The sequence below is a fragment of the Paracoccus sphaerophysae genome, from assembly GCF_000763805.1.
Classification (GTDB): domain Bacteria; phylum Pseudomonadota; class Alphaproteobacteria; order Rhodobacterales; family Rhodobacteraceae; genus Paracoccus; species Paracoccus sphaerophysae.
The window spans coordinates 1-16,740 of sequence record NZ_JRKS01000061.1 but is presented as its reverse complement, the minus strand read 5'-3'; the positions used below and the strand labels follow the sequence as shown (position 1 = coordinate 16,740).

At 66.0% G+C, this 16,740-nt stretch carries 18 protein-coding genes and 4 pseudogenes; 11 read left to right on the top strand and 11 right to left on the bottom strand.

Features of this window, described 5'->3' with window-relative positions; translation table 11 throughout:
* The 4 genes and pseudogenes from IC63_RS18240 to IC63_RS13715 form a co-directional block, all read right to left on the bottom strand.
* Positions 1–126: pseudogene (locus IC63_RS18240) on the bottom strand (IS5/IS1182 family transposase); the annotation flags it as partial.
* Between the two features lie 132 nt (positions 127–258).
* Positions 259–1,431 carry an ABC transporter permease gene (locus IC63_RS13725; RefSeq protein WP_052042248.1) on the bottom strand — a complete coding sequence of 391 codons (1,173 nt, stop codon included), beginning with the start codon at positions 1,429–1,431 and terminating at the stop codon, positions 259–261.
* Positions 1,428–2,615: an ABC transporter permease gene (locus IC63_RS13720; RefSeq protein ID WP_036721219.1), complete on the bottom strand. Its 1,188-nt coding sequence runs from the start codon at positions 2,613–2,615 to the stop codon at positions 1,428–1,430. The genes IC63_RS13725 and IC63_RS13720 overlap by 4 nt, the downstream gene beginning before the upstream one ends.
* Positions 2,612–3,640, bottom strand: a complete 1,029-nt coding sequence (locus IC63_RS13715) for an HlyD family secretion protein (RefSeq protein WP_198026335.1) — start codon at positions 3,638–3,640, stop codon at positions 2,612–2,614. The genes IC63_RS13720 and IC63_RS13715 overlap by 4 nt, the downstream gene beginning before the upstream one ends.
* 374 nt (positions 3,641–4,014) lie before the next feature.
* Between IC63_RS13715 and IC63_RS13710 the strand changes: the two genes are divergently transcribed.
* The 4 genes from IC63_RS13710 (at position 4,015) to IC63_RS19270 (ending at position 7,973) form a co-directional block, all read left to right on the top strand.
* Positions 4,015–5,106 (top strand): catalase family protein, encoded by a 1,092-nt coding sequence (locus IC63_RS13710; protein WP_036721213.1) that lies wholly within the window; start codon positions 4,015–4,017, stop codon positions 5,104–5,106.
* 39 nt (positions 5,107–5,145) lie between these two features.
* Positions 5,146–5,892, top strand: a complete 747-nt coding sequence (locus IC63_RS13705; RefSeq protein ID WP_052042247.1) for a hypothetical protein — start codon at positions 5,146–5,148, stop codon at positions 5,890–5,892.
* Positions 5,892–7,271 carry a Dyp-type peroxidase gene (locus tag IC63_RS13700; RefSeq protein ID WP_036721211.1) on the top strand — a complete coding sequence of 460 codons (1,380 nt, stop codon included), beginning with the start codon at positions 5,892–5,894 and terminating at the stop codon, positions 7,269–7,271. The genes IC63_RS13705 and IC63_RS13700 overlap by 1 nt, the downstream gene beginning before the upstream one ends.
* 501 nt (positions 7,272–7,772) lie before the next feature.
* Complete coding sequence (locus IC63_RS19270; RefSeq protein ID WP_408633575.1) at positions 7,773–7,973, top strand: helix-turn-helix domain-containing protein; 201 nt, start codon at positions 7,773–7,775, stop codon at positions 7,971–7,973.
* A gap of 35 nt (positions 7,974–8,008) precedes the next feature.
* Here IC63_RS19270 and IC63_RS13695 read toward each other — a convergent pair whose 3' ends face one another.
* A complete protein-coding gene (locus tag IC63_RS13695; RefSeq protein WP_036721209.1) occupies positions 8,009–8,206 on the bottom strand; it encodes a heavy-metal-associated domain-containing protein in 198 nt (65 codons plus the stop codon).
* 142 nt (positions 8,207–8,348) lie between these two features.
* On the opposite strand from IC63_RS13695, the pseudogene IC63_RS13690 reads away from it, so the two are divergent.
* A pseudogene (locus IC63_RS13690) lies at positions 8,349–10,130 on the top strand (heavy metal translocating P-type ATPase); the annotation flags it as partial.
* On the opposite strand, the pseudogene IC63_RS17670 reads toward IC63_RS13690, so the two are convergent.
* Positions 10,110–10,430: pseudogene (locus tag IC63_RS17670) on the bottom strand (transposase); the annotation flags it as partial. The pseudogenes IC63_RS13690 and IC63_RS17670 sit on opposite strands and share 21 nt — an antisense overlap.
* On the opposite strand from IC63_RS17670, the gene IC63_RS17665 reads away from it, so the two are divergent.
* From IC63_RS17665 to IC63_RS18915, 4 genes and pseudogenes are all read left to right on the top strand, one after another.
* Positions 10,323–11,168, top strand: a complete 846-nt coding sequence (locus IC63_RS17665; RefSeq protein WP_332257815.1) for a TetR/AcrR family transcriptional regulator — start codon at positions 10,323–10,325, stop codon at positions 11,166–11,168. The pseudogene IC63_RS17670 and the gene IC63_RS17665 overlap by 108 nt on opposite strands.
* Entirely contained in the window at positions 11,168–11,578 is a 411-nt protein-coding gene (locus IC63_RS13685; RefSeq protein ID WP_036721207.1) for an organic hydroperoxide resistance protein, read from the top strand. The genes IC63_RS17665 and IC63_RS13685 overlap by 1 nt, the downstream gene beginning before the upstream one ends.
* A gap of 9 nt (positions 11,579–11,587) precedes the next feature.
* Positions 11,588–12,565, top strand: coding sequence for a zinc-binding dehydrogenase (locus tag IC63_RS13680; protein ID WP_036721204.1), 978 nt, complete (start codon positions 11,588–11,590; stop codon positions 12,563–12,565).
* A gap of 234 nt (positions 12,566–12,799) precedes the next feature.
* Positions 12,800–12,915 (top strand): annotated as a pseudogene (locus IC63_RS18915) (IS5/IS1182 family transposase); the annotation flags it as partial.
* Here IC63_RS18915 and IC63_RS13675 read toward each other — a convergent pair.
* Complete coding sequence (locus IC63_RS13675; protein WP_036721200.1) at positions 12,879–13,082, bottom strand: hypothetical protein; 204 nt, start codon at positions 13,080–13,082, stop codon at positions 12,879–12,881. The pseudogene IC63_RS18915 and the gene IC63_RS13675 sit on opposite strands and share 37 nt — an antisense overlap.
* Positions 13,079–13,921 (bottom strand): hypothetical protein, encoded by an 843-nt coding sequence (locus tag IC63_RS13670; protein WP_036721196.1) that lies wholly within the window; start codon positions 13,919–13,921, stop codon positions 13,079–13,081. The genes IC63_RS13675 and IC63_RS13670 overlap by 4 nt, the downstream gene beginning before the upstream one ends.
* Positions 13,922–13,968: 47 nt before the next feature.
* Here IC63_RS13670 and IC63_RS19265 point away from each other — a divergent pair, with 47 nt between their 5' ends.
* Positions 13,969–14,154, top strand: a complete 186-nt coding sequence (locus tag IC63_RS19265) for a hypothetical protein (RefSeq protein ID WP_156965496.1) — start codon at positions 13,969–13,971, stop codon at positions 14,152–14,154.
* 252 nt (positions 14,155–14,406) lie between these two features.
* On the opposite strand, the gene IC63_RS13660 is transcribed toward IC63_RS19265, so the two are convergent.
* Genes IC63_RS13660 through IC63_RS13650 form a run of 3 tightly spaced genes read right to left on the bottom strand, consistent with a single transcriptional unit; the run spans position 14,407 to position 16,198 of the window.
* On the bottom strand, positions 14,407–15,279 hold the full coding sequence (locus tag IC63_RS13660; protein ID WP_036721190.1) for an ATP-binding protein: 873 nt from the start codon (positions 15,277–15,279) through the stop codon (positions 14,407–14,409).
* Entirely contained in the window at positions 15,276–15,809 is a 534-nt protein-coding gene (locus tag IC63_RS13655) for a hypothetical protein (protein ID WP_198026336.1), read from the bottom strand. Before IC63_RS13655 ends, IC63_RS13660 begins: the two co-directional genes overlap by 4 nt.
* Entirely contained in the window at positions 15,809–16,198 is a 390-nt protein-coding gene (locus IC63_RS13650) for a hypothetical protein (RefSeq protein ID WP_198026333.1), read from the bottom strand. Before IC63_RS13650 ends, IC63_RS13655 begins: the two co-directional genes overlap by 1 nt.
* On the opposite strand from IC63_RS13650, the gene IC63_RS18235 reads away from it, so the two are divergent.
* Complete coding sequence (locus IC63_RS18235) at positions 16,191–16,637, top strand: hypothetical protein (protein WP_156965495.1); 447 nt, start codon at positions 16,191–16,193, stop codon at positions 16,635–16,637. The genes IC63_RS13650 and IC63_RS18235 overlap by 8 nt on opposite strands.
* The last annotated feature ends 103 nt before the right edge of the window (positions 16,638–16,740 follow it).

Sequence of the window (16,740 nt, the reverse complement as noted above, 5' to 3'; positions counted from 1 at the left end):
CTCGACGATCGCCGTGTGGCAGCGGCGGCTGTCATAGGCGCCGTCGGCGGTCACGGTGCCGATCTTCTCTTCCGCTGGTATCTGGTCCAGCAGCTCTGGCAGGATAGGGCTGTCACCGTCGCGGCTGAAGAAGTAGTGCGACTGCGCGTTCATTCAGGCCTGATGACCTGGGCGTCGGCTGGTCCTGAGATCCTGAGATCATGGCCGCGTCCGGATCGGCCGTGCCCCAACCCTTGCCGCCTGCCTCCGTGCACGCCCTCACAAGGCGTCGCCCGCCTCCCGCGACCGAACTTGCGGCCGGGCTGTGGAAAGCCGCGAGCCGCTTGCGCCCAAGCGCAACAGAAGGGTGATTCCGGCATAGGCAAACGCGAGAAGCCAGAGCTGGCGGATGAGGGGCGCCAGTTCGGCCAGTCCGGCCCCCATCTGGGCGCTGCGGACATAGCCCTCGATCATCGCGGTGCTGGGAATGGCCTGGGCGGCGGCTCGCAACAGGGGCGGCAGCGACTCGATGGGCCAGGAGAAGCCTGACAGGAAGAACAGCGGCATCCCCAAGGACAGAAGCACCATCTGCACGATCTCGGCACGGCGCAGCACGGCGGCCACGGCCTGCGCGAGGAACCCGACCGCGAGCACGAAAGGCACCCCCAGCGTCGCCAGCGCCGGCAGATGGCCTAGCCAGGGCAGGCCATAGGCCCAAGGCAGCACGACCAGATACATCGGCAGCAGCAGCGCATAGAGGCCCAGCCACGCCCCGGCCCGGCCCAGCATCCGCCACGGCAGCGGATCGGCCGAGGGCGCACGGCGCGTGGCGACAAGGCCAAGGCCCATCATCATTGTCTGCTGCAGGATCAGCACGAAGGCCGCGGGCAGGATGTAGGTGGCATAGCCGCCGGCCGGGTTGAACAGCGGCACTTCGACCAGTGCGATGGGGCTGGCGCCCGACAGGGCCTCGGTGCGGCTGGTGCCGGTGGCCAGTTGGCGCGCGACCTGCACCTGCACGCCGGTGGTGCGGGCGGGCCCGGCGATGCCGGTCAGCGCCTTCTGATACATCAGGAAGTAGCTCGCGTCGGCATAGATGGCGATGGGGCTTTGCCGGCCGCGCAGCAACTCGCGCTCGAAGCCTTGCGGCACCAGCAGGATGCCATAGGCGCGGCGTTCGTGGACCAGCCGCTCGGCCTCTGCCATGGTCGGCGGGCGGGCGACGACGGCCACCGCTTCGCTGGCTTCGATGTCGCGCGCAAGCTGGCGCGAACCGGCCGAGTTATCCAGATCGACCACCGCCACAGGCACCTCGCGCAGCAGTTCTGGCCGGTAGGGATAGGGATAGATCAGCGCATAGATCGCCAGCGACACCACCATCACCGACAGGATCTGCGGATCGCCGAAAATCGCCGCAAGCTCGGCCCGCAGCGCGCGCAGGATCGCCTTCATGCCGTCCTCCTCGCCGTGCGCGCCGTGGCGGGAGCAAGCGCTGATCGCATCCGGTCAAGGCGCAGCAGCACGATCAATCCCAGTGCGACGGCAATCGCCAGAAGGTAAAGGACAGGCCAGACGGACAGATCCATGGGGGTCGCGCGCAGCGACTGGTCGATGCGCAACTGGATATACCAAGTGCCGGGGATCAGCGCGGACCACGCCTGCGCCAGGGGCGGCATCGCCTCGCGCGGGAAGCCGATGCCCATGTAACCCAGCGCTGGCGCCAGGATCACGCCCACGAAGCTGATCGCGCGGGCGAAATCGCGCGTCAGAAGGAAGCAAAGCGCCCCGATCAGCTGGCAGGCGATGATGAACAACGCCGCCCCCACCCCCATCAGCAGCAGCGAGCCGCGGAGCGGCACCCCGAGCCACCCGTAAAGCCCGATGTCATAGATGCCGAGGATCAGCATGAACAGGAAGGTATATGGCAGCAGCTTGCCCAGCATTGCGGGCAATAACCCGCCTGCCAGCCGTGGCAGGACGCGGGCGTGGCGGCCCGGGCCGAAATCCAGCGATACAGCATAGGTGGTCGCGGCGGCGGCCATCAGCTGGATCACCGCCGGCATCAGCGCCGCCAGCAGGAAGTCGACATAGTCGAGGGCGGGGTTGAACAGGGCATGCGTCTGCAGCAGCATGGGCTGGGCCGCCGCCGTGGCCTGCAACGAACCGGCCCCCTGAGCTTCGCGCAGGCTGACGCTGAGGCCTCCCGAAGCGGCGGTGACGGCATTGCGGGCGCCGCGGGCGACGACGGACCCGGCGCTCATGTGCTGGTTGTCGTAGAAGATCACCGCCTCGGGCCGGGCGCCGCGCAGCGCGTCGCGCTCGAAGCCCGCGGGCAGCAGCAGCGCGCCGCGCGCCCGGCCCGACAGGATCAGCGAGCGCGCCTCGGGCAGGCTGTCCGCCCGCGCGGACACCTCGACGTCAGGGGTGGCGTCCAGCATTCGCACCACCTGCCGCGAGAGGCTGGAGCGGTCCAGATCGACCACGGCGACTGGCAGGTTGGTGGCAACTCCGGAGCGGAAGACAAAGGCCAACAGGACGCACAGCGCCAGGGGCAGCACCACCGTCAAGCCGATCAGCGCCGGGTGGCGGCGGATCAGCCGGAACTCGCGCCGGATCGCCGTGACGAGACCGCTCATTCCCCCTCTGCCTCCGCCGGCCGGATCAGGGCGGACATGCCGGGGCGGAGCCCCGGAACCGGCGTGGCGGGGGCGGCGCGGACCTCGAAGCTGCGCAGGTCGAAGTCGCCTGTCGCCCGGGTCGCGCGCCAGCTGGCGAAATCGCCCTGTGCGTTGATCAGCGTCACGGCCGCATCAACCTCGGCATCCAGCGCCGGCACCTGCACCCGCAGCCGGTCGCCCACCTTCAGACCGCCCAGAAGGTTCTCGCGGATGTTGAAGGTGAACCAGGTCCGGTCCAGATCGACGATGGTGAACAGCGGCGCGCCCGCGCCCACGTTCTCGCCCAATTCAACCATGCGGCCGGTCACCTGGCCGCCTTGCGGGGCGGTGACGTTCAGTTCGTCGATATTCGCCTGGGCCTGCCCAATCGCGGCGCGCGCCTGATCGACTTGGGCCGCGGCCACGGCGCGCTCCTCGGGGCTGGCGCCGACACGGGCCAGGTCCAGCTGCGCCTGCGCGGCCTCGACCTTGCGTTCGGCCGCGGCAAGGTTGCGGGCGCTCTGCTCGATAACTGCCTGCGAGCGGACGCCGCGCTGTTCCAGCGCCCGATCGCGGGTCGCGGCTTCCTGCGCCAGTTGCAGGTCGGCCTCGGCCGCGGCCAATTCGGCCTCGCGGGCGCGGATGATTTCGGGCCGGGTGGCGCCGATGGCGGTCTCATTGCGCTGCGCCACCACCAGTGCGGCCTGGGCGGCGCCCAGGTTTGTGGTCAGTTGCGCGTTTTCCAGCCGCACCAGCAGCGTCCCTTGCTCGACCCTGTCGCCCACATCGGCGCCCAGTTCGACCACGCGCCCGGGCACGCGGGCGCTGACATCGACCCGTGGCGCCTCGGCCTCCCCCTGCACCAGCATGGCGACGGGGCGGGTGGCGTACCATACCAACCCCGCGACAAGGGCCGCCAGGATCAGCAGGACAACATAGGGCAGCACCCGGGACCGGCGTCTGGCGGGCATCGAAGGGGGCAGGTCGGAAGAGATCGAGGTCATGAGGATCCTTGTAGTTTATCGCCGCTTCCGCATGGATGGCCGAGATCGCCCTTGCGCGCCACCATAACGTCGGGACCGGGGCAAAGGTGCCGGCTCTGCCGCCCTGCGGCCGGAGAGGCGCCTTGCCCCTGCTGAAGGCGCGTCGCGTCGTCGGCCAGCCCTTGCCTCGCGCCGGGGAAGGTCATGGCCGGACGGGCGCAATTCGCGGCAAGCGCAAGAACAGGAAACTCAGGTCCTGCGGCCTTGAAGCAGGCAGGACGTGACGCGGCGTCGATATGAACTTTCCGATGGGTGTCGCGTTAGGCGGCCAAACGGTGACAGGTCCGCCCTTGATCTCGCAAGCCGATCGGCAGCGGAACGCAAACGGAGTCGCAATGGAAATTGATTATGTCAGGTGGTCCCCGGATCTGGAGGTCCTGCAACCCGACGAGGCGCGGCTGACCGACGAGATCGTGTCGCAGATGGGCGCGGCCAATCTGGCGGCATTCGACCGCCACCGCCACGCGATCCGCGACGCCCATGCAAAAAGCCACGGCTTCCTGAAGGGCAGGCTGAGGGTCCATGACGACCTGCCCGCGCATCTGCGTCAGGGCATCTTTGCCGAGCCCGCCACCTATGACGTAATTGCCCGCCTATCATCGGCGCCCGGAGACATCCACAGCGACGAGGTTCCCGCCCCCCGTGGCTTTGCGATCAAGATCCTGGACGTCCCGGGCGCGCGCCTTGCCGGAGACGAGCCGGGCCGGAACCAGGACTTCCTGATGGTCAACTTTCCCGTTCTCGCTTTCGGGACGGTGCAGAAATACAAGAAGATGCTGGGCTTGTTGGAAAAGAATGCCAACGCCCCAGACTTCTTCCAGCGCATGGTCGCGGCCGCCGCTCGGGGAGCCGAGGATGTCGTCGAAGTCTTCGGCCGCGAACCCGGCGCAACCCTGCAGGGGCTGGCGCGCGACAACGCCAATCTGCTGGGCGAAACCTATCACACCCAGGGCGCGCTGCGTTTCGGCGACTACATCGGCAAGATTTCGCTCGCGCCCGCGTCCAAGAATGTCCGCGCGCTGACGGGCAGGATCATCAAGGACGTGGACTTCTCGGCCATGCGCGACATGGTGGTGGACTTCTTCCGCGACCAGGGCGCCGAATACACGCTGCGCGTCCAGCTTGCGACTGACTTCGACAGGATGCCCATCGAGAATGCGGCCGTGCAGTGGGACGAGGAGTCCTCGCCCCAGCAGTCGCTGGCGAGCCTGACCTTCGAGGCGCAGGACGCCTTTTCGCCCGCGCGGCGCGTCTATGGCGACGACGTGCTGCACTTCAACCCGTGGCATTGCGTCGAGGCGCACCAGCCGCTGGGTTCGATCAACCGCATCCGGCGGGCCGCCTACGCGGCATCAATGCTGCGTCGCCACGAACTCAACGCTGTCGAGCGGCATGAGCCGGCAACGCTCGACGAGATCCCCGACTGAGGACCGCGCCAGGTCCAGCAAGCCAGAAGGAGCCGTGCAATGGCCCAGAAGCACGATACGAAAGACAAGCCCGAAGGCGCGAACGCCGGCCCGGTCCAGACCGGCCCCGACCCGCGGCTGGAGGATGAAAGCAGGTTGGCCGAAATCCGGCGCAAGATCGAGGAGGTCGCGAGCGATGCGCCGCAACTGGCCAAGATCGCGCTCGAAGCCATGGTCCGCCGCCACAATCCGGAACTGAAGGGCACGTCGCAGACCGCCGGGCGGGCCGGGCGACAGTCGGGCAACGTGTCGGAACTGACCGCCTTCGCCACGCTGAAGCCCGGCGGGGCCGAGCGGCTGCGCCGCATCTTCAACCTGACGAACGGCAACTTCGATGGCGCGCAGCGCGTCTCGACGCTGCACGACATGCGCTTCGTCTTCTTCGACAATGACACAAAGATCCTGTTCGCCACCACCTATGACGGCGACTGGGACGCCTATATCAACGATTTCGCGACCAAGATCCCCGAACTGATGGACCTGCTGTTCCAGTCGGTCGAGGGCTGGCCGGGCATTGCCGACCCGTCGGTCAAGGACTTCATCGCTAGGCACCAGATCGACGCCGCCGGTTGGTTCGTCGCCAACCCGCAGGTGACGGTCGTGGATGTGCGCCGCCTGCAGCGCATGGAAAAGGCCGTGAACGAGATGATGGACGAGGTGGCCGGAACCGACCTCGACAACAGCGGCCCGAAGGCGCTGAAAGCCTTCCTCGACAAGATGTCCCAGCCGGAGGGGGTGGATTACTGATGGCCCTGCTCTCCAGCCTCCGCAAACGCTTCCGCCGCGACCGGGTCAAGCTGCAGCTTGACGACATCCAGGGCCTGATCCTGCGGTCGCGCCCGGAGCCATATGTAGGCATCCATGCGATGCTGCATGTGGACGATGCCAGTGGCGGGCGCGACCTGCTGGGCCGCCTGGCCGAGCACGTCCCCTCGGCCGAGGACTGGACCAACGAGATGGAATCCTGGGTCGGCGTGGCAATCAGCCACGAGGGGTTGAAGGCGCTCGGCCTGCCCGAGGAGTCGCTGTCGAGCTTTCCGCTGCCCTTCCGCCAGGGCATGGCCGCGCGGGCCGAGATGCTGCGCGACTTCGGCGAGAACGCACCGGAGACATGGGAGGAGCCCTTCAAGCCTGGCACGCTGCACATCGCGTTGACCATCTTCGCCGCCGACGAGGCGGCGCGCGACAAGGCCGTGGGCAAGGCCATGGCCGAACTTGAGCGCTCCAGCGGCGTCACGCTGGTCGCCACCCATGAATTCGGCGCGGACGAGGATGCCGAGAATCCCTTCGGCTTCCGTGATGCCATCGCCCAGCCCAACATCGCGGGCAGCGGCGTGGACCCGCTGCCGGGCGACGGCCCGGCCATCGCCGCGGGCGAGTTCATCCTGGGCGAGAACAGCGAGACGGACCAGCCTCTCGGCGTGCCGCAACCGCCGGAACTGGGGCGCAACGGAACCTATGTCGTCCTGCGCAAGTACAACAGCCGCGTCGGCGCCTTCAACGACTTCCTGCGCGAACATGCCGAGAGCGAGGAGGCTCAGCACCTGCTCGCGGCCAAGATGGTCGGCCGCTGGCGCAGCGGCGCCCCCCTGATCCTGTCGCCCGACCACGACGACGAAGACTTGGGTGCCGACCCCGAACGCAACAACGATTTCACCTTCAGGGACGACCCGAAGGGGCTGCTCTGCCCTTATTCTTCGCATATCCGCCGACTGAACCCGCGCGACAGCAGCATGACGATCCTGACGGATGTGAACATCAAGCGCATCATCCGCCGCCCTTCGACCTTCGGCCCCAAATGGACATCCGATGTCACAGCCGCGGATGACGGCAAGGACGCCCGCGGGCTCTTCTTCATCTTCATCAGCGCGCGCGCCTATGACACGATCGAGTTCCTGCAGCAGGAGTGGATCAACCGCGGCAACTTCATCGACCTCGGGGAAGAACTCGACCCGATCGTGGGCCTGCACGAAGAGCCGGGCACGTTCACGATCCCCGACGAACCCGCTCGCCGCCGCGTGAACGGCGTGACCACTTTCAACCGCCTGCGCGGCGGAGAATACATGTTCATGCCCTCGATCTCGGCACTGAAATGGATCGCGAAAGGAGAGTGGGTCGGTTCCTGATCCGCTTTCCGGCCCGTCTTCGCCCAAAAACCGAAGGGACGTACCGTGCAATCCGAAATAGTGCAGCAGCACAGAGGATTATGGGCCAGAAACCGATTGATTGCATCTCGAGCCCGACCTGGGGCGAGCTTGAGGGCGGCAGGCGAGGGTTCCGTACGGCCGGCTGTATCGAAGCGGCTCTGCCCGGCGACACGAGATCGGGCATGATCCACGAGAGCCGGGTGATCGCGGTCAATTTCTTGCTGCCAAGGCCCTGACGAGGGTGATCGCGTTGTGGCAAGCATCGGCCGCATCAACGAAGCCAGACTGCGGTTCCGGGGGCACGGTCGGCAGCTCAGGGCCTCTTGCTTCAATCCCCGCCCGCCCGCCGACCGACGATCTGCAGTCCTGCAATATCCCTCTCGTTGTCCATTACCGCCGGGCAGTCGCTGCTGCCCGCTCAGGCCGGCTTGACCGCAGGCGCTGCGGTCTGGCGCCCAAGCGTCCGGTAGACAGTCGGCCTTGAGACCCCGAACAGCTCGCCGCCGCCAAGGTCCGCAGCGTCTACAGGGCCGAAGGCCGAAGATCGATCCGGTGGAGGTGCCAAGGCTGCATGAAGAGGAACGGCTCAGCCCCACCGCCATCGCTCGGCGGTTGGGGATTGCACGCTCTTCGGTCTACCGCTTCCTGCCTAGCTCAGCAGTTACAACCCGCTCCAGGTGAGCGCGTTCCTCTTGGTTCCGACTATTGGCCGAGCGTCATGCCGCAGGGCGAGGCGAGAACCCGGCGTCCTCGAGCACGGCTGCAACGGCAGATTGATTGGCGCCCGACTCCACGGTCACCTGCTTCTGGGGCAGATCGATCTCGACCTTTGCCTGTGGGTCGACCGAATGGATCGCCTTGGTGACGCTCTTGGCGCAGCCGCCGCACGTCATGTTGTCGATCTGGAACTGCATGGCACTCTCCTGACGGGTTCTGATTACCCCCAAGAGATGGGGCTTCCAGTTGGTGGAAGGTCAAGGGGCGTCATCAACACGAAATCGGGTGTTGACCTTCCAGTGACTGGAAAGAGCAGAAGGGCTCCGACAGCACTCGCCAATGGAATCGATGATGAACGTCCACGCGACAGGAAGCGCCGAGATCGCTTCCAACCTGACACCGAAACTCGCCACTGTCTCGCTTCCGATTGTCGGGATGACCTGTGCGTCCTGCGTCGGGCGAGTCGAGAAGGCTTTGAACCGCGTTGAAGGCGTGGAAAAGGCGACGGTCAACCTCGCCACCGAGCGAGCGGATGTGACCTTGGTCCAGCCTGTCGATCAGGCCAGTCTGGTCCGGGCGATCGAAGACGCAGGCTACGAGGTTCCAAGCCGCTCGATCACGCTCGTCATCGATGGCATGACCTGCGCGTCCTGCGTGGCGCGCGTGGAAAAGGCGCTGCTCGCAGTTCCGGGCGTCGTATCCGCCACCGTAAATCTGGCGACCGAACGTGCTTCGCTTTCCGCCTCAGGCAGTGTCACGGATCGCGATCTCGTCGCTGCAGTTTCCTCTGCGGGGTATGAGGCGCGGACGGTAAGCGGGAACGAAGACGACGAGGCGCATGCGTCCCGCAAGCAGGCGGAGCAAGCCGTCTTGGGTCGCGACGTTACTGTTGCGGCCCTACTGACGCTGCCTGTGTTCGTCCTGGAAATGGGCTCCCACCTGATCCCGGCGGTTCATGACCTCGTCATGAACACCGTCGGCATGCGCGAGAGCTGGTATCTGCAGTTCGTTCTGACGACAGTGGTGCTGTTCTGGCCAGGCCTGCGGTTTTACCGGATCGGCCTGCCGGCGCTCATCAAGGGCGCGCCGGACATGAATTCACTCGTCGCCGTCGGCACGCTGGCCGCCTGGACCTACTCGGTTGTGGCGACATTCACGCCGCAGCTTTTGCCCCCAGGAACGGTGAACGTCTATTTCGAGGCGGCCGCCGTGATCGTCACCTTGATCCTGCTCGGCCGCTACCTTGAGGCTCGGGCCAAGGGCAGGACCTCGGAAGCGATCAAGCGCCTTGTCGGTCTCCAGCCGAAAACGGCCCGCGTCCGCCGCAATGACAAGGTTGTCGAGGTGGCGCTTGGCGACGTCGTGACGGGGGATCTTGTCGATGTACGCCCCGGGGAGCGGATCGCCGTGGACGGCGAAGTCGTCGAGGGCGCGTCCTTCGTCGACGAAGCCATGATCACGGGCGAGCCGGTGCCGGTCGAGAAGCAGGCTGGCGCGACCGTGGTGGGCGGTACCGTCAACCAGACTGGTGCGCTTACATTCCGTGCAACCGCAGTCGGCGCCGACACGATGCTCGCGCAAATCATTCGCATGGTCGAGGAGGCACAGGGGTCCAAACTTCCCATTCAGGCGCTCGTCGATCGCGTGACGCTGTGGTTCGTGCCTGCCGTCATGGCGACGGCGGCGCTCACCTTCCTCGTCTGGGCGATCTTCGGCCCTGAGCCTGCGATCACCTTCGCGCTCGTCAATGCGGTTGCCGTGCTGATTATCGCCTGTCCCTGCGCAATGGGCCTCGCGACGCCCACGTCGATCATGGTCGGAACCGGGCGCGGCGCGGAGATGGGCGTGCTGTTCCGCAAGGGCGAGGCACTTCAGTCGCTCAAGGACGCGCGCGTCGTCGCGCTCGACAAGACCGGGACGCTGACCGAAGGCAAGCCCACCCTCACCGACCTGGAGACCACCAGCGGTCATGCCCGCAAAGATGTTCTCGCGCTGGTCGCCTCGGTCGAGGTGAAATCGGAGCACCCTATCGCGCGCGCCATCGTCGAAGCCGCCGAGGCAGACGGGCTGAAGCTGTCCGATCTGACACGGTTCGAGAGCGTGAGCGCGAACCACGGTGCTGTCGATCATCTGCAGCGCATCCGGCACGATCTGGCTCTCGTTCAGCGCCTCCAGGATCTGTTCCCACAGCCTCGCCAACGTCCAGCGCCGGAACTGCCGATAGACAGACGACCATTTGCCGAACTCTTCCGGCAGGTCGCGCCAGGGCGACCCCGTTCGGGCGATCCAGAAAATCCCATCCAGAACAAGCCGATGGTTCGTGGGCTTGCGGCCGTTCGGAGAACGGACAGCCAGGATGAAGCGTTTAAAGAACGCCCACTCGTCGTTCGACATCAGGTCTCGTGCCACGCTGGTCTCCATTGCAGATACCAGCTTGAATCACGATCACCGCGCCCGGTGAACCCCTTTTGTCAACACGCCCTAGACGACTGGTCTATTAACGCCTATATCCCTTGTATGACACTGACATCCAAAGCTGAAGCCACACGGCAGAATCTTCTCGACACCGGCTACAGGCTTGTCCTGAGCAAGGGCTTTTCCGCACTCGGTCTTCAGGAAATCCTGAAGGGGTCTGGTGTGCCAAAAGGCTCGTTCTATCACTACTTCGCGTCCAAGGAGGCGTTCGGTTGCGCGCTTTTGGACGACTACGTTACAGAGTACGGCGACCGGCTTGACCAGTTGCTTGCCATTGAAGCCGAAAATGGACGTCAGCGGCTGCTACGCTACTGGCAAGCGTGGCTCGATCCAGATGCGGGAGAGACCGCAGGGCGCGGATGGGCGGAAGACTGCCTTGCCGTCAAGCTGTCGGCCGAGGTTGCCGACCTGTCTGAAGCCATGCGGATGGTCCTCAGCGATGGCATCGAACGAGTGTTGCATCGCATCACCACTCTGATCGTCGAGGCGCGGGACGATGGTTCGCTTCCACCTGGACCGGAACCAGAGGCTTTGGCGCAGGTTCTTTACCAGATGTGGCTTGGTGCCGCGCTGCTTGCCAAGCTGACCCGTAGCCACATGCCGATGCAGCGGGCCATGGTCGCCACGAAACAGCTTCTGGCTTGTCCGGCAGATCCTACTTTGCAGACGAAAGGAACGGCATAATGAAGATTTTCTACAAAACACGCGCCACGGCCATCGGTGGCCGCTCGGGCCACACGGCGCTGGATGACGGCAGCCTTGCGCTCGACCTGACGGCGCCGAACTCCGGCAAGCCGGGCGCGAACCCGGAACAGCTCTTCGCCATGGGGTATGCTGCCTGTTTTGACAGCGCATTGCACCATGTCGCCCAGGTTCGAAAACTGGCACTGAGCGGCAGCAAAACATCAGCCGAAGTCGGTATCGGCCAACTGCCGGATGGCGGGTTCAAGCTGGACATCGACATCCATGTTAAACTCTCCGGTCTGGATGAGGCCACGGCGCGCGACCTGGTCGAGGCGACGCATCAGGTCTGCCCCTATTCCAATGCGACACGTAATAACATCGATGTGCGCCTGCACGTCACCACTGTGTAATGAAACATCATGCGCGGCAACATTCACACCACGTTTGGCGAACCGGCCGACGTCCTGATCGTGTCGGACAGCGCCATCCCGCAGCCCGGTCCCGGTCAGGTACGCATCAGGACCATCCTGTCGCCGATCCACAATCACGACCTCTGGACGGTGCGTGGCAGCTATGGCTACAAGCCCGAGCTGCCTGCCATCGGCGGCTCGGAAGCGGTCGGCACCATCGACGCCCTGGGCGCGGATGTGACGGGCGTGACAGTTGGGCAGCGGGTCGCGGTCGCGGGCGTTCATGGCGCTTGGGCGGAGTATTTTGTGGCACCTGCCACCGCACTGGTTCCTGTCCCGGACGCCATTTCAGACGAAGCGGCTGCGCAGCTTATCGCCATGCCGTTCAGCGCAATCTCGTTGCTGGAATTTCTTGACGTCAAAAGCGGGGACTGGGTGATCCAGAACACCGCAAATGGCGCGGTTGGCAAGATTCTGGCAAGGTTGGCCACGGCGCGCGGTGTGCATGTCGTCAACCTTGTGCGCCGCGATGCCGGGGTCGACGAACTTTCCGCAGTTGGAATCGGCAATGCTGTCTCAACAGCGACCGAGGGCTGGCAGGACCGCGTGCGGGCGATCACCGGCGGTGCATCCATTCGCGCGGCGGTGGATTCCATCGGCGGCACGGCCAGCAAAGACCTGCTGTCGCTTCTTGGTGAAAACGGGCTGCTGGTGTCCTTCGGCACGATGAACGGGGAACCGATGCAGATCGCCTCGGGCGACCTGATCTTCAAGCAGGCTGTGGTGAAGGGATTTTGGGGCTCCAAGGTCAGCGAGGCCATGCCGACCGACACGAAAATCCGTCTGATCGGCGAGCTGCTACGCCTTGTCGCGACAGGCGAACTGGACCTGCCGGTCGAGGCGGTGTTTGCGTTTGAGCAAATCACCGATGCCGTCAAGGCCTCCCTTGCGCCGGGCAAGAAGGGCAAAGTGCTGCTGAGGCCGTGAACTGCGGTGACGCTCAGCCACCCAATTGGACAAGGTCTGACATGTCTTTCTGGTTGCTGTCGCATTTAGGCCTGTGAGCTGATGGTGCCCCACGCCAGTAACTCAGCTACCATCCTTGTCGACACTGACAAGGATGGTAGCCTGCGTTCGTGGGCAAACGCATGTCGCGTATGAGAGATGCCAGAGGCGATCATTCGGCCTGCAACGGCTAAAGACATGCAGCAGGCCCGCACCGATAACCTGACGATACATCCCGTTTTGGTCGCAACATCGGCTATGCCACTGATAAAGCCCAAGAAGACATCGAGAGCTGTCATGCGCTGCCTATGATCCGGATGCGACAGAACCGTAATAATTTCTTCGGCTTAATCGACATCGCCTGTTTCAGCTTCAGACGTTGCCATTTGTCAACATTGCCTAGCAGGAACAGGATCACGGCGAGCACGACGGCGCAGTAGCGTAGCGCCACCCGCATGCACGGGCTGGCGGCGAAACCGGTCAGGAGCGCGGCGATCATCGCTGTCCTCGTTTCCAGTCATCGAGGCGGGCGTAGATCGTGACCGCGATCCCGCCGAGCGCCACGGCGATGAACACCCAGCGGAGCGTATCGAGATACGGGACCAGCGGCAGGATCGCGCTTTGCGTATCCGCCAGCACCTGCTGGGCCACCTCTACCCCGGCCGCGCCCAGCGTCGCCACTCCGGCCGCGCCACCCCCCTTCATGGTGCGGCTGTCTCCGAAACCGCCCGCGCCGGAGACGAGACGGGTGAACTGGTAGACGAGCTCGCCCGCGCCGACGATGAGCGCTCCGATGCCGGTGCGGATCAGCGCGCCGCGCAGGACGACCAGCGCCGTGGCGAGCCCGCGCACGGAGAGCGCCGCAGCGGCCATGCCAGCCACCCAGCGCCCCGCGAGGAACGCGGCGAAGGTCGCGGCATAGGTGGTCAGGCGGCCAATGTTGTCGAAGAGCCCGCGGATCGCGATGCCGAGCGGCCCGGTGCGGCTGGCGACCGCCGCCATGGCGTTCGCGACGGCTTCGAGCGCCGGAGCTGCGGCCACCGCCAGTTGGTTTGACAGCCCGCGCCAGATCAGCCCGAGCCGGGAGATCGCATCGTTCGTGCGCTCGTTCTGGTCGGCATCCTGCTCCGAGACGACAACCCCGAAGGCGCGCACGTCCTCCGTCGCCTGGCGCAGCGTCGCGGTGTCGATCCGGCTCATCGCGATGGAGCCTTCCTCGCCGAAGAGCTGGCCCGCAACGGCGGCGCGTTCTGCGGCAGGCACGAAGCTCTCGATCGCCGCGTTGATGGCGCCCACGCGCTGGTCCAGCGGCAGAGCGATCAGGTCGGTGGCGGACATGGGACTGATCCATCTGTTCGTTGAGCTTGGCGACCATCACCGCTTCGATGACGGGCAGCAGTTCGGCCACCCGCGCCGGCCAGGTCACCCAGGCGTCGCGTTCGTCGCGCGCGAGCCGGAACATCAGCGTCTCGGCCGACATGTCCTTGTCGGAAATCCCGCGGGCCGAGTTCAGCATGCCGCGCACGAGGCTGCGGCCCATGTTCGCCCAGTCCGGCCCCTTCGGGCTGTAGAGTCCGATCAGCGTGAAGATCTTGCGCCGGGCGTACTGCCCCTCGGTCACCGTGAACTCGCCGTTCAGATAGACAGCACCCGTCGAGCCGCGCGTGGCATACCCGCCAGTCCAGCCCTGCGAGGCATCGTCGAAGCCGCCGGGGCGGATCGTCAGGCGCACCTTGGCCAGCGTGCCCTTCGGGATCAGGTTGGTGTTGCTCTGCGCGTCGTTGAAATCGTTCCAGGAACCCATGGGGAACCTCCTTTTCTGATCAGGATTGCGATGGGGATTCGGCGTCAGCCGCCGGATTGGCGGGCGGCGGGGAGTAGGTCAGGCGCTTGGGCGCTGGCGCGACGGGGGCGCGAATCTTCGTCATGAGGCGGCCGAGATGCGGCTCCTCGACCTGATCCAGCCGACCGGAGCGGTCCTTGGCCGGAAAGTCCCAGGGGTTGATCGTGTGGCAGACGAAGGCGCGATATGGACCGCCATCGGCCTTCAGCTCCGCCATGGTGATCACCTCGTCGACGATCCCCGGCAGTTCGAGCCCGGTCTTCGAGCCGTCGATCTGCGGCTGGAACACCTTGCGGTTGAAGTCGTCGAGCTTCTCGTCGAGGATTCCGACGAACCAGACGTTCTTGGCCCGCGTGTGCTGGAGATGGGTGAGCCAGCCGATCATCTCGCGGCCGTGCAGCCCGTAGGCCCCGCGCACATCCGGCTTGCCGGTCTTCTCCGACAGCGCCTCGGGCTGGCCCTTGCACCAGCCGAAGCACAGCCGCCCGGCGACGGTGATCGAGTCCACGAAGATCGTGTCGTAGCGGTCGAGCGCGGCCGGATCGCCGAAGCGGTCGCAGACCGCCTTGTAGTGCGCCGGGCTGTAGGGCTGCTCGTCGCGCAGCGCCGGGTTCGGCCCGCCGATGAACACCGCGAAATCCCGGCATTCCGTCCAGGTTCGCGGCCGGATGCTGTCCCCCGCCCAGCCCTCGATGGCGAGATCGCCCGCCTCGAGGTCCATGAACAGGGTCGTCGATGCGTTCAGGGTCCAGAGGAGCGAGGTCTTCCCGATGCCGGACTTGCCGAAGATGCAGCCCTTGATACCCCGCGGCTCGGCCAGCCGCTGGTCGGCGCTGATGATCGGGAGGCTCATTGATCGCCCCCCTGCGGGACGATCTCGATCTTCAGTGTGCCGGGCCGGACGGTGCGCGCGGGTTCGAAACCGGCACGGATGGCGTCGGGCCAGGCTGCGTATTTGCGCTCGGGCACTTTGAAGGCGATGTCCACGTACTGCGCGGGATCGTCCCCGGCGGCGCGGATGCGCTCGACCATGGCGGCGAGGCGATCCTGATCCCAATCGACCCGTTTCGGCAGATCGGCGACCACGGTGAAATCACCATCGTCGAAGCGGATCGTGCCGGTATCCTTGCCCGCGGCCTGCCGTTCCTCGGCGGCGCGGGTGGCGTAACGGACCGTCAGCGCGCCATCGAGGCGGGCCTTCGCAGACTTGTCGCGCTTGATGCGCTCGTCGACGTCGCGCTGCAGGATGGCCAGCAGTTCGACGGGCAGCTGGGCGATGTCCTGCAGCCCGAGGCCCGGCAGGTCGTCGACGGTGGGGGTGTTCGCGGGGAACGGCATGTAAGCGTCTCCATGATCGGCAAAAAGGGATTGGAAGGCGGTCATCACGCGGCAGCCCGACCACTCGAACCGGTGGCGTGGTCGGGCTGCCCCTGCTCGGCGAGCAGGAGCGCGGACAGCGACACGGCTGCGGCCTTCGGCTTGGGGCGGGCGACGGCGATGTAGGCGAACTGGTCGGGGCCCGTGCGCTCCTGAACCAGGTGCACGAGGCCCTGTTCTGCGGCCCAGAAGGCGCGCGACCCGAGCCGGGCCAGTTCAGCGCGCTCCTGATCCGGGAGCCGGGCGAACATCGGGAAGATGTCGAGAACCAGGAAGCCGCGATGGTATTCGAGCCGGTCGCCCGGCACGGCCTGCGCCACCCAGGCGCAGAACTCGATCTCGGTGAGCGGTCGGCGGGCGCGGACCGTGATGAAGGGGGTGGTGCCCATGAACATGATCTCCTCCTTTCGCCTCTACTCAGGCCGCCGCGAGATCGTCCCAGGCGGGACCGAGACCGTGGGCGGTGAGGACGTGGCGGAGATCGGCGAGGCGGCGGTAGAGCGCGGACCGGCTCCCGAAACCCTCGGCCGCCAGGGCGGTCACGGGGCGATGCGCCAGCGCCGCGCAGAACCGGCGATCCTCGGCTGGGAGCCGCGCGAGGGCGGCCTGCAGGGCGTGGTGAAGTTCGGTGACAGCGGCGGGGCAGCAGGTCTGGCCGTGCCAAGCGGCAAGCCCGTCGTCCTCGGCCAGCGTGTCGCCGACCGGCTCGCGGGCTCCGGCCAGCGGCACCTCCAGCGAGAGCAGCGACCCACCCTGCGCACGGCGCTGGCGGTGATGGCGCATCGCGATCCGCGAAGACTGGTTGCGCAGGGCGTTGTTGCGCAACTCAGCTAGCGGCGTGAGCTGCCCCTTTCCCCGCTGAACTCAGCTGACGCGAACGATCTCGGCGGTGCCGAGGGCGGAGAAGCGGTTCATGAGAGCAATGCGGATGTGGATC

What these genes read in the sequence shown, in the direction of transcription:
- IC63_RS13725 (WP_052042248.1), bottom strand. Translation starts at nt 1,431, where the DNA reads ATGAAGGCGATCCTGCGCGCGCTGCGGGCCGAGCTTGCGGCGATTTTC.
- IC63_RS17665 (WP_332257815.1), top strand. Translation starts at nt 10,323, where the DNA reads ATGGTTCGTGGGCTTGCGGCCGTTCGGAGAACGGACAGCCAGGATGAA.
- IC63_RS13695 (WP_036721209.1), bottom strand. Translation starts at nt 8,206, where the DNA reads ATGCAGTTCCAGATCGACAACATGACGTGCGGCGGCTGCGCCAAGAGC.
- IC63_RS13685 (WP_036721207.1), top strand. Translation starts at nt 11,168, where the DNA reads ATGAAGATTTTCTACAAAACACGCGCCACGGCCATCGGTGGCCGCTCG.
- IC63_RS13710 (WP_036721213.1), top strand. Translation starts at nt 4,015, where the DNA reads ATGGAAATTGATTATGTCAGGTGGTCCCCGGATCTGGAGGTCCTGCAA.
- IC63_RS13660 (WP_036721190.1), bottom strand. Translation starts at nt 15,279, where the DNA reads ATGAGCCTCCCGATCATCAGCGCCGACCAGCGGCTGGCCGAGCCGCGG.
- IC63_RS13670 (WP_036721196.1), bottom strand. Translation starts at nt 13,921, where the DNA reads ATGTCCGCCACCGACCTGATCGCTCTGCCGCTGGACCAGCGCGTGGGC.
- IC63_RS13650 (WP_198026333.1), bottom strand. Translation starts at nt 16,198, where the DNA reads ATGTTCATGGGCACCACCCCCTTCATCACGGTCCGCGCCCGCCGACCG.
- IC63_RS13680 (WP_036721204.1), top strand. Translation starts at nt 11,588, where the DNA reads ATGCGCGGCAACATTCACACCACGTTTGGCGAACCGGCCGACGTCCTG.
- IC63_RS13705 (WP_052042247.1), top strand. Translation starts at nt 5,146, where the DNA reads ATGGCCCAGAAGCACGATACGAAAGACAAGCCCGAAGGCGCGAACGCC.
- IC63_RS13715 (WP_198026335.1), bottom strand. Translation starts at nt 3,640, where the DNA reads ATGACCTCGATCTCTTCCGACCTGCCCCCTTCGATGCCCGCCAGACGC.
- IC63_RS18235 (WP_156965495.1), top strand. Translation starts at nt 16,191, where the DNA reads ATGAACATGATCTCCTCCTTTCGCCTCTACTCAGGCCGCCGCGAGATC.
- IC63_RS13700 (WP_036721211.1), top strand. Translation starts at nt 5,892, where the DNA reads ATGGCCCTGCTCTCCAGCCTCCGCAAACGCTTCCGCCGCGACCGGGTC.
- IC63_RS13655 (WP_198026336.1), bottom strand. Translation starts at nt 15,809, where the DNA reads ATGACCGCCTTCCAATCCCTTTTTGCCGATCATGGAGACGCTTACATG.
- IC63_RS19265 (WP_156965496.1), top strand. Translation starts at nt 13,969, where the DNA reads ATGACGGGCAGCAGTTCGGCCACCCGCGCCGGCCAGGTCACCCAGGCG.
- IC63_RS13720 (WP_036721219.1), bottom strand. Translation starts at nt 2,615, where the DNA reads ATGAGCGGTCTCGTCACGGCGATCCGGCGCGAGTTCCGGCTGATCCGC.
- IC63_RS13675 (WP_036721200.1), bottom strand. Translation starts at nt 13,082, where the DNA reads ATGATCGCCGCGCTCCTGACCGGTTTCGCCGCCAGCCCGTGCATGCGG.